The sequence below is a fragment of the Actinoplanes sp. NPDC049599 genome, assembly GCF_044465625.1.
Lineage (GTDB): Bacteria > Actinomycetota > Actinomycetes > Mycobacteriales > Micromonosporaceae > Actinoplanes.
Window position 1 is genome coordinate 500993 of record NZ_JBITLX010000003.1, and the last position, 15252, is coordinate 516244.

Consider the following 15252-nt stretch of genomic DNA (forward strand, 5'->3'; position numbering starts at 1 on the left):
ATGCTGCGGCGTACCCTGCTGATCCTTTTCTTCGCGCTGAGCGCGCTGGTGCCGGCCGCCGCGGCGCAGGCCGCGCCCCCGCAGCCGATCCCGGAGCCGGCCGCGGTCGCGGTCCGCTACGAGCTGCCCCGGGCGCCCGGGCCGACGGCCCCGGTCGCCCCGACGGTGTCCCCGAGCGGCGGCGGCAGCATCAACTTCAACATCAACGGTACGAATCCCGACGGCAGCAAACCGGCCTCCTCGCTGGTGATCGTGCTGGGCCTGACCCTGCTCTCGGTCGCCCCGGCGGCGCTGCTGCTGTGCACCTGCTTCACCAAGGTGTTCATGGTGCTCGGCATCACCCGCAACGCGCTGGGCCTGACCAGCCTGCCGCCCAACCAGGTGCTGGCCGGGCTGGCGCTGTTCATCAGCCTGTTCATCATGAGCCCGGTGGTGACGCAGGTGAACGAGGTGGGCGTGCAGCCCTACCTGGCCGGCGACAAGACCCAGTCGCAGGCCTTCAACGAGGGCGTGCAGCCGCTGCGCGAGTTCATGCTCAAGAGCACCCGTGAGGACGAGCTGGCCCTGCTGATCAAGGTGTCCGGCCAGGAGAAGCCGGCGAACCCCGACGATGTCGAGCTGACCACGCTGATTCCGGCGTTTGTGCTGTCCGAGCTGCGGGCGGCGTTCATCATCGGGTTTGTCATCTTCATCCCGTTCCTGATCATCGACATGGTCGTCTCCGCCTCGCTGATGAGCCTGGGCATGATGATGCTGCCGCCGGTGACCGTGGCGATGCCGTTCAAGCTGCTGCTGTTCGTGCTGGTGAACGGGTGGGGGCTGATCATCACTGCGCTGGTCGGCTCGTATCAATGAACTTCGACCTGCCGATCTCGGAGCTGGTCGCGATCATGCTCGGCGCGGCCCGGGCCGGCGCGTGGCTGATGCTCTGCCCGCCGTTCAACTCGCGGCTGATCCCGGGCCAGATCAAGGTGCTGCTCTCGATCGGGCTGGCACTGCCGATGGCGCCCTACCTGACCGCCTCGGTGCCCTCGGTGCAGACCTCGGCGATCATCGTCAGCACGATCATGCAGGTCTTCGTGGGGGCGGCACTGGGCTTCATCACGTACCTCTTCTTCGCCGCGATCCAGGCGGCCGGCGACCTGCTGGACGTCTTCGGCGGTTTCACCCTGGCCGCCGCCTACGACCCGCTGTCGATGAACCAGAGCTCGGTCTTCGGGCGCTTCTACAACCTGGTCGCGGCGACGCTGCTGTTCGCCAGTGAGGGACACCAGCTGATCCTGCGGGGGTTCCTGCAGTCGTACCGGACGCTGCCGCTGGATGCGACCTTCTCGCTGGAGACCCTGAGCAAGCTGCTGACCAGCGGCATCGGCGAGATGGTGGTGGCCGCGGTGCAGATCGCCGGCCCGTTGATCGCCGTGCTGTTCCTCACCGACGTGGCGTTCGGCCTGCTCAACCGGGTGGCGCCGGCGCTGAACGCGTTCCAGCTGGGCTTCCCGGCGAAGATCTTCCTGCTCCTGACGCTGTCCGGCACCGCGATCGCGATCCTGCCCCGGGCGCTCGAAACCCTGGTCGACAAGGCCGTCACCGCGGTCGTCCGGCTGAGCGGGGGGTGATCCGTGGCCGGCGAGAAGACCGAACAACCCACACCCCAGAAACTCAAGAAGGCCCGGGCGGAAGGACAGATCGGGCGCAGCCAGGACATCGGTGCCTGGGTCGGCATGCTGGCCGCCAGCATCGTGCTGCCACGCACGCTGCGCTCGACGATGGACCACTCCCGGGAGCTGATGGCCAAGATCCCGGACGTCATCGCTGACCCGGATCCGCAGGTGGCGTTGCACATCCTCAAGGAGGGGATGTGGAGCGCCGCCTGGGCCGTGCTGCCGCTGGCGCTGACCATGATGGCCGTGGGGGTGGCGGCGGCCGGCGCCCAGGGCGGCATCCGGGTCGCCACCAAGCTGTTCATCCCGAAGTTCAACCGGCTCAACCCGTGGCCGGGGATCAAGAAGATGCTCGGCCCGCAGGCCCTCTGGGAGGGCACCAAGGCCATCGTCAAGACCTCCGTGCTGGGCGGCGTGCTCTACATGACGATGAAGGACATCGTGCCGCTGCTGATGACCGCCGGGCAGCTGCAGATCGGCTCGCTGCTCGGCGTGATCAACGACGCCGCGCTGTCGCTGATCCGGGCCGCGGCAGCCGCCGGCATCGTGATGGCCGCCGCCGACTACTTCGTGGTGCGCCGGCGCACCAACAAGCAGCTGCGGATGAGCAAGGAGGAGGTCAAGCAGGAGCACAAGAACACCGAGGGCGACCCGCACATCAAGGGTCAGATCCGGGCCCGGCAGCTGGCCATGGCCCGCAACCGGCAGATGGCCGACGTGCCGTCCGCCGACGTGGTGCTGGTCAACCCGACCCACGTGGCCGTGGCCCTGCGATACGACCCGGAGAAGGGCGCACCCCGGGTGCTCGCCAAGGGCCAGGGGGCGATCGCCCAGAAGATCCGCGAGCTGGCCGCCGAGCACCGCATCCCGATGGTGCAGGACGTGCCGCTGGCCCGGGCGCTGGAGAAGAGTGTGGAGGTGGGGATGGAGATCCCGGCCGACTTCTACGGCGCGGTGGCCAAGGTGCTGGCGTTCGTGATGAGCCTGAAGGCCCGGGGCTCGGCGGCCGGGCTGCACCGCAATCCGAACCCGACCCCGGCGGCCGTCTAGGGCGCATAGCCACAATCTGGGAGATTTACTCACATCACGCGCCCCACTGCGGGAGTATCAGCAAGTGGAGGGGGTGCTGTGAAGAACCGCAACCTCGGTAAGTTCGCCGTGCCCATCGGGGTCATCGGCATCATCGTCATGATGGTCGTGCCGCTGCCGACCTTCCTGCTCGACCTGCTCATCGCACTCAACATCACCGGGGCCCTGCTGATCCTGCTGATCGCCATGTTCGTGCACCGGCCGCTGGACTTCTCGGTCTTCCCGGCGCTGCTGCTGGTGGCCACGCTGTTCCGGCTGGCGCTCAACATCAGCGCCACCCGGCTGGTGCTGCGCGACGGCGACGCCGGCAAGGTCATCCACGCGTTCGGCAGCTTCGTGGTCGGCGGCTCGCTGGTCATCGGCCTGGTGATCTTCCTGATCCTGATCATCGTGCAGATCGTGGTGGTGACCAAGGGCGCCGAACGGGTCGCCGAGGTCGGCGCCCGCTTCACCCTCGACGCGATGCCCGGCAAGCAGATGGCGATCGACGCCGACCTGAACGCCGGGCTGATCGACGAGTCCGAGGCGAAACAGCGCCGCGCCGACGTCGCCGCCGAGGCCGACTTCTACGGCGCGATGGACGGTGGTTCCAAGTTCGTCAAGGGTGACGCCATCGCCGCCATCATCATCACGGTGATCAACCTGGTCGGCGGCTTTGCGATCGGCATCCTGCAGGAGGGCATGTCCCCCGCGGACGCGATGAACCACTACAGCCTGCTGACCGTCGGCGACGGCCTGGTCTCGCAGATCCCCGCACTGCTGCTCTCGGTCGCCACCGGCCTGATCACCACCCGCTCGGCGACCAGCGGCGACATGGGCAGCAGCGTCACCACTCAGCTCAGCCAGAACAAGCTGCCCCTGCGCATCGCCGGCGGCGCCGCGCTCGGGCTCTGCGTGATCCCGGGCCTGCCCAAGATCCCGTTCCTGCTGGTCGGCGCGGCCGTGTTGCTGATCGCCCAGCGGATCAAGGACCCGGAACCCGACACGGCCGGCACGCCGGCGGCCGAGCTCGAACGGCCCGCGCCGGATTCGCCCGAGCAGTTGCTCGGTGAGATGCGCGTCGACCCGCTGGAACTGGCGCTCTCCCCCGACCTGGTCGACCTGGTCGACACCAACGGCGGTGACCTGCTGGACCGGGTCCGGGCGCTGCGCCGCAAGATGGCCCTGGAGCTGGGCATGGTGATGCCACCCGTGCGCACCAGGGACGACCTGGACCTGCCGCTCTCCTCGTACGCGATCCGGATCAGCGGCGTCGACGCCGGCACCGGCCAGGCCCCGCCCGGCACGGTCCTGGCGATCGGCGACGGCCTGCAGGCGCTGCCCGGCCGGGCCGGCGTCGAGCCGGTCTTCGGGCTGGCCGGCAAGTGGGTCCCGGCCGAGCTGCACTACCAGGCGGAACTCTCCGGCGCGACGGTCGTCGACCGGGCCTCGGTGATCATCACACACCTGGCCGAGATCGTCCGGCAGAACGCCAGCCGGCTGCTCGGCCGCGAGGACGTGCGGGCGCTGAGCGAGATGGTCAAGCGCACCCACCCCGTCGTCGTCGAGGAGCTGACGCCGACGCTGCTCAGCCTCGGCCAGATCCAGCGGGTGCTCCAGGCGCTGCTCGACGAGGGCGTGCCGATCCGTGACCTGGTCCGGATCTTCGAGTCGCTGTCGTTGCGCGCCAAGGTCTCCGTCGACCACGACGGCCTGGTCGAGGCGGCCCGCGCCGCGCTCGGCCCGGCCATCGCCGCCCAGTACGCGGCCGGCGGCCGGCTCACCGTCATCACGCTCGAACCGATGCTCGAACAGAACCTGCTCGAGTCGCTGCGGCCGAGCGAGACCGGCGCCTTCATGGCGATCGACGGCATGCGGGCCGAGGCCATGGTCACCGAGGCGGGCCGGCTGGTCGAGGCCGCCGAACAGCAGGGCATCACCCCGGTGCTGGCCTGCTCACCGCAGCTGCGGCTGCCACTGATGCGTCTCCTGCGGGCCGGCTCACGCCGGGTGCAGGTGCTGTCCTATTCCGAGATTTCAGGTTCCACCGCACAGATCGAGACCATGGGGGTGGTGAACGGTGCCTACGCGGGTACTGCTTGAGGGGCCGGCCATCGAGCCGCTGCTGGCGCAGGTGCGCGATGAGTACGGCTCCTCGGTCCGGATCATCTCGGCCGACAAGGTCCGTAGCGGTGGCTTCGGCGGTTTCTTCGCCAAGCAGCACTACGAGTTGTCGGTCGAGGTCCCGGACGTCGAGGAACGCGATACGTCAAGGCGGCAACCGGCGGCCGAGGAGCCGCCGCAGTCGCTGGAACAACTACTGGCCCGAGCCGAGTCACGCGACCGGATCGCGCCCGAGGGCGGTCCGGCCACGCCCGACCGGCTGACCGGCCGGGACGCCGGGATGGGCGACGCGGAAGCCGCGGTGGGCCGGCCCGGGATCGGCGCCGGGATGCCGGGCGCGGCCGGCCGGGCCGCGGCCGACCCGGGCACCGCGTTCGCGGAGCTGATGGCCGGCCTGGACAAGGCCGACACGAACCCGTGGGGGCGGCCGCCGGCCGCCGAGACCCGGCCGGAGGGGCCGACGGTACGGCCGTTCCGCCCGGCCCAGGCCACCGGCTCACCGGTCAACGGCGGCCACTCCGGCACCCGCTCGCAGCCGACGGTCCCGTCGCTGGCGGAGCTCATGGGCGGCCTGGGGGTGAACGACTCGTCGTCCTACCCGACCAACGTCGCCGCGACCCGGGCCGCGCAGAACCCGGCGCCGCCCCGCACCGCCGCCGCGGCGTACGGGCTGGTGCCGACCTCACCCGCACCGGCCGGCGGCGGGCTGGCCGAGACGCTGGCCGGGCTGGGCCTGGGGGTGCCGGCGACCGCGCCGGGGCCGACCCTGCACGCGACCACCACCGCCCAGCCACCGGCCGTGCTGCGCCAGGTGCAGGCCGATCCGGTGCAGCTGAACCTGATGAAGGTCGGCATGCCGGAGGCGATGGCGGCGCAGATCGTCGGCGGGGACACCTACGCCGGCGTGCTGAGCGTGCTGGCCTCGCGGCCCAGCGCACCGCCCGTGCCGGACGCGCCCGGGGAGATCCTGGTGGTCTGCGGGGACCTGGACCACGCCCTGCCGATCGCCAAGAAGCTCTGCGAGCAGTCCGGGATCGACCAGGCCCACCTGATGCTGGGCGGGCCGACCGCGGCCGGCACCGGCATGCACTCCTCGCGGGTGCTCGGCGATCCGCCGGCCGCCGCGGCGAAGGCGGACCGGCTGCAGAACGCCGACCACGCCTGGATCGTGGTGGTCGACGCACCGGTCGGCGGCACCGACCCGATCTGGGTCAGCGACATGTGCGACGCGCTGGGCGCGACCGCCGTCTGGGCGGTCGTGGACGCGACCCGCAAGACCGCCGACTCCGCGCGGCACCTGCGGACGCTGGGCGAGGTGGAGGCGCTGGTGGTGCACAGCGTCGACATCACCGCCGACCCGGCCACCGTGCTGGGCCTGGACCTGCCGATCGTCTCGCTGGACGGCAAGCCCGCCACCCCGCACTCCTGGGCCGCGATGCTCTGCGCCCGGATCGCCGCGGATGTGGTCCCGATGGCCGCCCTCCCGCGGCGGCCGTCGCGGGGCAGGTAGCTCGTGATCCGGCCCTCCGTCCTGCTGTTCGCGCTGCTGATGAGCGCACCGGCGCTGTACCGCTACGTCACCGACGAGATCGACATCAGCCAGACGCTGATCCGGTTCCTCATCGCCGTGCCGATCGCCGCGGTCCTGCTCGCCGGCCTGCGCTTCGTCACCGACGGCTACGGCACGACGGAGGAGCCGGGCACGCCGACCCGGCCGTCGCCCGGTGGAGCCGAGGCCGAGGCGGGACCGTCCTGAGGGCAGGTCCCTGCCGGGATTCTGCGACACGCGTTGACCGGTAGTTAACAAGTCCGTTTTGTTAGCATATGTTACCTCTGGTGATCGACTGCCCAGAGGTGCACCGTGCCCACTGACCGCCCGATCATCGTGGTCGGCTGCCCGCGTTCGGGCACCACGATGCTCCAGCTCATGCTGCACGCCCATCCCCGCATCGCCATTCCGCCCGAGACCCGGTTCATGCTGGCCGTGTACCGGGAGCGCCGGGAGTTCGGCGACCTGGCGGTCCCGGAGAACCGGCGTGCGCTCGCCCGCCGGATCGTCGACCGCCAGGACACCCGGTTCTGCGACCTGGGACTGGACGGCGACGACATCGTCGAGCGCATCACGGCCGGGCCGGGCACGCTCGGGTCCGCGCTGGGCACGATCTTCCAGCGGTACGCGGCCCGCTTCGGCAAGCCGCGCTGGGGTGACAAGCGGCCGGCGTACCTGCACAACATCGACATCCTGCTGCGGCTCTTCCCGGACGCGCAGTTCATCAACATCGTCCGCGACGGCCGGGACTGCGTGGCCTCGCTCAAGGAGATGTCCTGGCACCGCAAGGACATCTACGCGACGGTGGCGGCGTGGGCGCGGGCGGTCGACGATGCCCGCCGGGCCGCCCGGCGGCTGGGACCGCAACAGTGGCACGAGGTGCGCTACGAGGATCTGGTGTCCGACCCGCACGGGCGGCTCGCCGCGATGTGCGCGTACCTGGGTGAGGAGTACGACCCGGCGATGGCCGAGCCGTCGGCGGTGGCGGAGGTGGCGGTGCCGTCGTTCAAGACCTGGCACGCGCTGACCCACGCCCCGGTGACCACGCAGCGGGTGCAGAGCTGGCAGACCCGGCTGGACCCGGAGGAGATCGCGCTGTGCGAGGCGGCCCTCGGCTCCCGGCTGCTGGCCGGCGGCTACGAGCTGTCCGGCACGATCCGCCCGGCCCCGGCGGAGCTGCTCCGCTACGGCTGGACGGCCGTTCCGCAGCGCCTTGCCCCGGCCCGCCGCGGGCTGAGCCGGGCGGCGAGCCGGTTGCGGCCGAGCCGGGACCTGGCCTATGTGCCCGGGATGGTGCTGCCGCAGCGGGGCCCGTCGGAGCCGCAGGCCGCCGGTGACCGGATCGACGCCGGACAGCCGTGACCGGACGGGGCGCGGGGGTCACCCGCGCCCCGGCGGCCTAGGCAAGCGACAGGGACAGCTTTCCCTTGCCGTACCGGGCCACCTCGACCGTCAGGTCCAGGCGCTTGCCCAGCGCCAGCAGGTGCGCCCGGACGTCGTTCGGCAGCTCCATGCCCGGGTAGATCACCTGGTACAGCTTCACGTGCGGGCTGCCCTCGCGGTTGAGCAGGCTGGTCAGCACGTTGCAGAGTTCGAAGACGTTCTCGGCCAGGTTCGGGAAGAGCGTCTTCTCCTCGATGCTGTCCTCCGCGGCGCCGGCCGGGAGCAGGCCCAGCGCGGCGCCCGCGTTGGCGGCCAGCGCGAGCTGCATGCCGAGGACCGCGTAGAACTGCTGCATCTCGTCGGTGTAGACGGCGAACACGCCGGTCGGCAGGTCGGCCGCGGTCATCGGATCACCCGGCGAGACGTTGACGTCGCGGCCGAGCAGGTCCTCGAACAGGTTACGCACGTTGAGTGCGACGGGGATAACCGAGGTGTCAGACATAGCTATATCATCCCAAAATAGGAGAGAAGACCTCGTCAAAACGTTCCGCTGTGAAGGGCTTGACGATGAAGAAGGCGGAACCGGCGGCCTCGGCCGCCTGCTGCATCTCCGGCGTGCACTCCGACGTCACGAAGCCGAACTTCACGTCGTTGCCGGCCGCGCGCAGCTTGCGCAGCACCTCGATACCGGTCATCTCCGGCATGTTCCAGTCCGAGATCACCAGGTCCGGCTTCTCGTTGACCGCCATGTCCACGGCCTGCTGCCCGTCCGCGGCCTCGACCAGGTCGTGGTCGCCGAAGCCGGCCTGCCGCAGGGTGCGGGTCACGATCTGCCGCATCACCCGGCTGTCGTCCGCGATCAGGATCTTCATGCGCTTGCCTCCTGCTTGACGCTCTGCCACATCGAGATGGAAACCGGCTCGCCGTCCCAGATGCCGTAGAGTCCGCTGATCCGCTCGGCGGCCGGGTAGTACGAAGCTGTGTCGGGCGCGAGCACCACCGTCGGCAGCGACAGGAAGCAGCCCGCCGGGAGCATCGCCTTGACGTTGCCGCCGACGATGTTCGCCAGTTCACCCAGCACGTCCGAGATGTCCTCCTGGCTGACCTCGTCCGGCTCCATCGCCAGGAACGCCGCGGCGGCCTTCTTGGCCGCCTCCCGCGACGAGGCGTAGACCAGGTGGCCGTGCCAGTTCCCGGTGATCGAGACCGTCGAGTGCACATCGGACGACTGCTTCATGTCGCCGTGGATCACCAGCGGGCTGATCCCCTCGGGATCGAGGTAGGAAACCCACACCTGCTCCACCATCTCGGCGAGGTCTCCCTCGGTCACCACAGGTTTGCTCATGAGTTTGCTCCGGTCGGAACGAGGCCCAGCAGGGCCAGCTTTTCGATCATGGCGCCCTCGGTGAAGGGCTTGATCACGTATTCGTGGGCGCCGGCGGCGAGCGCCCGGACGATCTGGCTCTGCTCGCTCTCGGTCGTGACCATGACCAGCGTCATCTCGCGCAACCGCGGCTCGGCGCGGACCTTCGTCACGAACTCGAGCCCGTTCATGTTGGGCATGTTCCAGTCGATGAGGGCCAACTCCGGCACCTCGGTCATCGTGGCCAGCAGATCAAGGGCCTCCTGGCCGTCACCGGCCTCGATCGACTCGAAGTTCAGCTTGGCGACGATGCGCTTGAGAATCATCCGCATCGCTCGGGAATCGTCGATCACCATGGCACGCACCGCAGCTCACCCCTTCCTCGCGGTGCCGACGGGCACCGCGCTCCGGACTCGGTAGGCAGAGGTCCGGCCGGCCGCCACCCGTTCGTAGTTGTCGTCGATGCCGATCGTGGTCTCGGCAGCTCCGAGGAACAGCCATCCGTCCGGCCGCAACAGCCGGGCGACGTTGCGCAGCACCGACTTCTTCGTCGCGACGTCGAAGTAGATGAGCACATTGCGGAGAAAAATCACGTCGAACGGCGGCAGCGGCGGCAGCGGCGCGGTCAGGTTCATCAGCTTGAACGACACGTTGCGCCGCAGCCCCGGGGTGATCCGCCAGTGCGCGCCGGCCCGCTCGAAGTACTGGACCAGCTGGGACGCCGGCAGCCCCCGGTTGACCTCGACCTGGCTGTACTCGGCCGCCTCGGCCCGCTTGATCATCTCGGTGGAGATGTCGCTGCCCAGGATCTCGTACGACCACCCGGCAGGCAGGTTCTCCTGGAGCGTGATCGCCAGGCTGTACGCCTCCTGGCCGCTGGAACTGGCCGCGGACCAGACCCGTAGCGTGCGGTTGGTCCCCCGGGTGCGGACCAGTTCGGGCAGCACCACGTCGGTGAGCGCGGTGAACGGCTCCCGGTCGCGAAACCACGACGTCTCGTTGGTGGTCAGCGCGTCGATGACCCGGCGCTGGTCGGCCTGGTTCGGCCGGCGCTGCAGGTTGGCCAGGAAGTCGGCCACGCTGGCCGCGCCCACCTGCCGCGCCACCGGGATCAGCCGGGCCTCGACCAGGTACTCCTTGCCCGGGGCGAGGACGATGGCCGCCTCCCGGCGCACCATGGCCGAGACGAACGCGAAGTCGGCAGCCGAGAGGCTCATCGGGTCACCGCCGTCGGGCGCGACACGCGACCGGCCTGGAGCCGCTGCATGAGCGCGGCCGCGATCCGGTCCAGCGGCAGGATCTCGTCGGCCAGGCCCGCGCCGACCACGGCGCCCGGCATGCCCCAGACCACGGAACTGGCCTCGTCCTGCGCCAGGATTTCGGCTCCTGCCTCACGCAGCACCTTCGCACCACCCCGTCCGTCGTATCCCATGCCGGTCAGCACCGCGGCGAACGCCGACGCTCCGTAGAGCGCGGCCACCGAACGGAACATCACGTCGACCGCCGGACGGCACGAGTTCTCCGGCGGCGCGGCGCTGAGCTGGGTCAGCGTCGCGGTGCCCCGGCGCTGCAGCACGAGGTGCTTGTCGCCGGGAGCGATGTAGACGGTGCCGGGCGCCAGCTCCATGCCGTCGCCGGCCTCGACCACGTGCAACGGCGTGCTGCGGTCCAGGCGCTCGGCGAACATCCGGGTGAAGACCGGCGGCATGTGCTGGGTGACCACGATCGGCACCGGCAGGTCCGCCGGCAGCGCCTGGAGCACCTTGGTCAGCGCGTCCGGGCCGCCCGTCGAGGAGCCGATGGCCAGGATGTCGACGCGGCCGGCCACTCCGGCACGGCGTGCCGGCCGGGCCGGGCCGGCGCCGGCGGGAGCGCCCGGACGGGTCGGAGCCAGGCCGGGACGGCCGGGCACCGGACCGCCGGGGCGGGTGGCCAGGGCCGGGTTCAGCCCCGGCCGGCCCGGCACCGGGCCGGGCCGTGCGGGCGGGCCGGGCGGGCCGGACGGGCGGCGGCCGGCCAGCGCATGGATCTTCGGGACCAGCTGGTCCCGGACGGCGGCGATGGACTCGGCGATCGAGCCGACGTTGCTCGGCTTCGTCACATAGTCGGTGGCGCCAGCGGACAGCGCCTCCAGCGTCGCGCTGGCCCCGGAGGCCGACAGCGTGCTGAACATGATCACGGGCAGGTGCTTGTGCCGCTTGCGCAGTTCCCGGACCGCCGCGATGCCGTCCATCTGCGGCATCTCGATGTCCATCGTGACCGCGTCCGGCTTGAGCTGGTCGATCTTCGCCTGGGCCAGCAGGCCGTTGGCGGCCGTGCCGACCACCTCGATGTCCGGCGCGCCGGTCAGCGAGTCGACGATGAGCCGGCGGACGACCACGGAGTCGTCGACGACCAGGACTCTGATCATGAAGTCACCGGGCCCTTCACCCGAGCCACGCCGGGCCGAGCGCCGCGACCACCGGCGCCAGCAGGCGATGGGCCGTGGCGGTGTCGAGCAGGTCCCGGACCACCAGGGCCTGCACCGCGCCGCTGAGCATGTTCCACACCCCGCCGGCGCGATCGGCCAGCGGGATCGCGGCCGTGTCGATCGCCTGCACGAGCAGCATCTGGGCGGCCGCGGCGGTGCGCACCCGGTCCGACAGGTACGCCGCCCACGACGCCGAGTGCACCGCCGGGGACCACCCGCCGGCGTTGCGCCGGGCGTCCTCGGCGGACTGGAGCAGCCGGGTCAGGTCGTTGGCCCGGATCGAGCGCAGCCGGTCCAGCAGGGCCGAGATCGCGTAGTGGTGCGGGCCCAGGTCGATCGGCTTGCCCGCGGGCAGCTTGCGCAGCGCGGACACCCAGCCGGCGCCGAGCATCCGGCGGGTCGTGTCGTCCAGCACCTCACGCAGGTAGCTGGCCACCGCGGCGTCGCAGAGCAGGGCCGTCGCCGAGGCGGCGGCCTCGCTCTGCTTGGCGTCGCGGCCGGCGCCGTGCCAGGTCCACGCCATCACGTCGTACCGCAGGCAGGTGAGCAGCGAGTCCACCGACCCGATCGGGGCCCGCTCGACCAGGGCCAGCGAGCTGGCCGGGTCGTCGGCCTTCAGGCCCTTGAGGGTCGGCATCCGGCGGGCCGCGCTCTCCACCTCGACCCAGAGCGGGCCGCGGACACCCTCGTCGGGCAGCCGGTCGGCCAGCGTCGGCAGATCCCCGACGCTGAGGCGCAAGGCGCGCAGCAGCACCTCGGCGGTCGCCGACCCGCCGCCGAGGCGGGTCAGGTCGAAGCCGAGGACGGGGGCGCTGACGAGGCTGTACATCAGGTGGTGGCTCGAGAGGTGTCGACTGCTCGGTTCACGTCCAGTGCGAGCATGAGCCGCCCGTCCATCTTGAAGGTTCCGGTGACCAGTTCCCGGGTGTGACCGGCGAGGGTGTCCGGCGGTCCTTCGAAGGCCTCGTCGTCCAGGTCGACGACCTCGCCGATGCGGTCGACGAGCAGGCTGACCGGTTCGCCGTCGCCGCGCAGGATGACGTTCATGACGGGCCCCTGCATGGCCTGGCGGACCAGGCCGAGCTGCACCCGCAGGTCGACCGCGGCGATCACCTGCCCCCGCAGGTTGAACAGACCGCCGACGGCCGGCGGCGCCAGCGGTACGGGCGTGTACTCGTTGTAGGAGAGCACCTCCTGCACCGTGTGCACCTCGACCCCGAAGAGCTGGTCGGCCACCTCGAAGGTGGCGAACTGACGGCTCGCCATGTCAGGCCTCCACCAGGAACTCGTCGGCGACCTCGGTGTAGAAGTTCGGGTCGGCGGCCAGGATGGCCCGGCGCACGTCCAGCAGCTCGGTCACCCGTTGCTGGATGACCGCGGTGCCGACCAGGCCGTCCTCCTCCGCCTCGCGGCGGGCCGTGGTGGAGTTCTCGGCGATGTCGACGATCCGGTCGACGACCAGGGCCACGCTGCGCGCACCCTCGCTGTAGACGACCACGGACACGGTGTCGCCCTCCTCCGTCTCGCTGTACGCCCCGAGCAGGTGCGACAGCCGCACCAGCGGCAGGATCTGGCCGCGGTACTGCACGACCTCCCGCGAACCGGCGTGCTCGATGCGGTCCCGCGGGAACTCCTCCAGCCGGGTGACCGCGTCCAGCGGGATCGCCACCCGGCGCTCCCCGACGGCCGTGACCAGCAGGCGTTCGCCGTTGGCCGAGGCGCTGCTGGCGCGCGAGGTGCCGACCAGGTTCTCCCGGTCGGATTCGGCGGTCAGGTGCGAGCGGCGGGCCAGCGAGGAGACGTCGAGGATCAGGCCGACCTTGCCGTCGCCCAGGATGGTGGCGCCGGCGTACAGGCCGATGTCCTTGAACCTGCTGTTGAGCGCCTTGACCACCACCTCCTCGGTGTTCAGCACACGATCCACGACCAGGCCGAAGCGGCGGCCGTCGGCGTGCAGCACCATGATGTAGACACCCTGGTCACCGCCGACGTCGAGGCCGAGGGCCCGGTCCAGGCGGACCAGCGGGAGCAGCTTGCCGCGCAGCCGGTAGACGGGCGCGCCGGAGGCGTACTCGATCTTGGTGGACTGGCCGTCGATGAAGACCAGCTCCAGCACGGCCACCTGCGGCACCACGTAGCGCTGGTCGCCGCAGTCCACGGTCAGCGCCTGGATGATCGCCAGGGTCAGCGGGATGGTGAGGCGCCAGACCGTGCCCTCGCCCAGCGTCGAGTCGACGCTGACCGCGCCGCCGATCCGCTCGATGTTGGTCTTGACCACGTCCATGCCGACGCCGCGGCCGGACACGTTGGTCACCTTGGTGGCGGTGGAGAAGCCGGGCTGGAAGACCATCGCCATGATCTCGCGCTTGTCCATCGTGGCGACCTGCTCGGGACGCAGCAGGCCCTTCTCGACGGCCTTCTCGGCGATCCGGTTGACGTCCATGCCGGCGCCGTCGTCGGCCACGTCCACAGCGACGTGCCCGCCCTCGTGGTACGCCCGCAGGGTCAGCGTGCCGACGGGCGGCTTACCGGCGGCGACCCGCTTGTCCGCCTCCTCGATGCCGTGGTCGACCGCGTTGCGCACCAGGTGGGTCAGCGGGTCCTTGACGGCCTCGAGCAGGCTGCGGTCGAGCTCGGTCTCCTTGCCCTCCATCACCAGCTCGACCTGCTTGCCGAGCGACTGGCTGAGATCCCGGATGACCCGCGGGAGCTTGGACCAGATGTGCTCGATCGGCTGCATCCGGGTCTTCATGATGCCCTCTTGCAGCTCACTGGTGATCATGCCGAGCCGCTGGGCACTGCGCACCAGGCCGGAGTCGCCGGTCTCCATCACGCCGCGGACCAGCTGGTTACGGGCCAGCACCAGCTCGCCGACCAGGTTCATCAGCCCGTCCAGCAGGTCCACGTCGACCCGGATCGCGCTGTCCGCGACGCTGCGCTTCGGCGCCTGCGCCTGCAGCGCGTCGTTGACCGCGGCCGGCGCCGCCTTGCCCTCGTCGAGCAGGATCGCGCCGAGCTTGCGCTCGTCACCCTCGAGCTGCTGCTGCAGCGCGGAGCCGACGTCGCTGGGCGCCGCGGCGCCGGACTCGACGAGCATCTCGCCGAGCGGCTTCCGCTGCCCCTCCACGGGCTCGGGCGCCTGGCGGGCCGGCTTCTCGTCCAGCGGCTCCGGCGCCTCGGCGGCCGGAGCCGGCGCGGCAGCGGCCGCGGCCTCGGCCTCGGCGGGCGTGTTCATCTGCGCGTGCACGGCGGTGATGATGCTGTCGACGTCGACGTCGCCCTCGTTGCCGTCCTGCTCGATGGCCTCCAGCAGCGATCGGACGCCGTCGATCGTGGCCAGCAGCGTCGTGATCGTGGTCGGGGTGACCGGCTGCACGCCGTCCCGCAGCCGCGACAGCAGCGACTCGCCGGCGTGCGCGAGCGTCTCGAGCCGGCTGAAGGCCAGGAATCCACTCGTTCCCTTGATCGTGTGGATTGCCCGGAAGATGCGTGAGATCAGGTCACGCGATCCCGGTTCCTGCTCGAGCGCCACGAGATCGCGGTCGATCTGATCCAGGTTCTCGTGGCTCTCCATCAGGAATTCGCCGACGATCTCGCCAAGGTCTTCCACGGACTACCTCCTGCTCGTTTCCCA

16 protein-coding genes are annotated in these 15252 nt (G+C 70.8%); 7 read left to right on the forward strand and 9 right to left on the reverse strand.

The features are described from left to right. From fliP to ACIBQZ_RS08615, 7 genes are all read left to right on the forward strand, one after another. On the forward strand, positions 1–855 hold the full coding sequence (fliP, locus tag ACIBQZ_RS08585) for a flagellar type III secretion system pore protein FliP (protein WP_396087843.1): 855 nt from the start codon (positions 1–3) through the stop codon (positions 853–855). After that, a complete protein-coding gene (locus tag ACIBQZ_RS08590) occupies positions 852–1616 on the forward strand; it encodes a flagellar biosynthetic protein FliR (protein WP_396087844.1) in 765 nt (254 codons plus the stop codon). The genes fliP and ACIBQZ_RS08590 overlap by 4 nt, the downstream gene beginning before the upstream one ends. Before the next feature lie 3 nt (positions 1617–1619). Continuing rightward, positions 1620–2711 (forward strand): flagellar biosynthesis protein FlhB, encoded by a 1092-nt coding sequence (locus ACIBQZ_RS08595; RefSeq protein ID WP_396087845.1) that lies wholly within the window; start codon positions 1620–1622, stop codon positions 2709–2711. A 78-nt stretch (positions 2712–2789) separates the two neighbouring features. After that, the gene (gene flhA, locus ACIBQZ_RS08600) at positions 2790–4832 is read left to right on the forward strand and encodes a flagellar biosynthesis protein FlhA (RefSeq protein WP_396087846.1); all 2043 of its coding nucleotides are present in this window, start codon (positions 2790–2792) and stop codon (positions 4830–4832) included. After that, positions 4810–6363 (forward strand): hypothetical protein, encoded by a 1554-nt coding sequence (locus ACIBQZ_RS08605; protein WP_396087847.1) that lies wholly within the window; start codon positions 4810–4812, stop codon positions 6361–6363. The genes flhA and ACIBQZ_RS08605 overlap by 23 nt, the downstream gene beginning before the upstream one ends. Before the next feature lie 3 nt (positions 6364–6366). Beyond that, positions 6367–6609, forward strand: a complete 243-nt coding sequence (locus ACIBQZ_RS08610; RefSeq protein WP_396087848.1) for a hypothetical protein — start codon at positions 6367–6369, stop codon at positions 6607–6609. Between the two features lie 105 nt (positions 6610–6714). After that, on the forward strand, positions 6715–7764 hold the full coding sequence (locus ACIBQZ_RS08615; protein ID WP_396087849.1) for a sulfotransferase family protein: 1050 nt from the start codon (positions 6715–6717) through the stop codon (positions 7762–7764). Between the two features lie 37 nt (positions 7765–7801). On the opposite strand, the gene ACIBQZ_RS08620 is transcribed toward ACIBQZ_RS08615, so the two are convergent. From ACIBQZ_RS08620 to ACIBQZ_RS08660, 9 genes are read right to left on the reverse strand one after another with little or no spacing between them, the layout of a single operon-like run. Beyond that, the gene (locus ACIBQZ_RS08620) at positions 7802–8287 is read right to left on the reverse strand and encodes a hypothetical protein (protein WP_396087850.1); all 486 of its coding nucleotides are present in this window, start codon (positions 8285–8287) and stop codon (positions 7802–7804) included. Positions 8288–8294: 7 nt separating this feature from the next. After that, a complete protein-coding gene (locus tag ACIBQZ_RS08625) occupies positions 8295–8657 on the reverse strand; it encodes a response regulator (RefSeq protein WP_396087851.1) in 363 nt (120 codons plus the stop codon). Continuing rightward, entirely contained in the window at positions 8654–9130 is a 477-nt protein-coding gene (locus ACIBQZ_RS08630) for a chemotaxis protein CheX (protein WP_396087852.1), read from the reverse strand. Before ACIBQZ_RS08630 ends, ACIBQZ_RS08625 begins: the two co-directional genes overlap by 4 nt. After that, entirely contained in the window at positions 9127–9504 is a 378-nt protein-coding gene (locus ACIBQZ_RS08635) for a response regulator (protein WP_396087853.1), read from the reverse strand. Before ACIBQZ_RS08635 ends, ACIBQZ_RS08630 begins: the two co-directional genes overlap by 4 nt. 15 nt (positions 9505–9519) lie before the next feature. After that, positions 9520–10365, reverse strand: a complete 846-nt coding sequence (locus ACIBQZ_RS08640) for a CheR family methyltransferase (RefSeq protein ID WP_396087854.1) — start codon at positions 10363–10365, stop codon at positions 9520–9522. Continuing rightward, positions 10362–11558 (reverse strand): chemotaxis response regulator protein-glutamate methylesterase, encoded by a 1197-nt coding sequence (locus ACIBQZ_RS08645; RefSeq protein ID WP_396087855.1) that lies wholly within the window; start codon positions 11556–11558, stop codon positions 10362–10364. Before ACIBQZ_RS08645 ends, ACIBQZ_RS08640 begins: the two co-directional genes overlap by 4 nt. Positions 11559–11574: 16 nt before the next feature. Then, positions 11575–12447: a hypothetical protein gene (locus ACIBQZ_RS08650; RefSeq protein WP_396087856.1), complete on the reverse strand. Its 873-nt coding sequence runs from the start codon at positions 12445–12447 to the stop codon at positions 11575–11577. Beyond that, a complete protein-coding gene (locus tag ACIBQZ_RS08655; RefSeq protein WP_396087857.1) occupies positions 12447–12884 on the reverse strand; it encodes a chemotaxis protein CheW in 438 nt (145 codons plus the stop codon). The genes ACIBQZ_RS08650 and ACIBQZ_RS08655 overlap by 1 nt, the downstream gene beginning before the upstream one ends. 1 nt (position 12885) lies before the next feature. Then, the gene (locus ACIBQZ_RS08660; protein ID WP_396087858.1) at positions 12886–15228 is read right to left on the reverse strand and encodes a chemotaxis protein CheW; all 2343 of its coding nucleotides are present in this window, start codon (positions 15226–15228) and stop codon (positions 12886–12888) included. Positions 15229–15252: the final 24 nt, after the last annotated feature.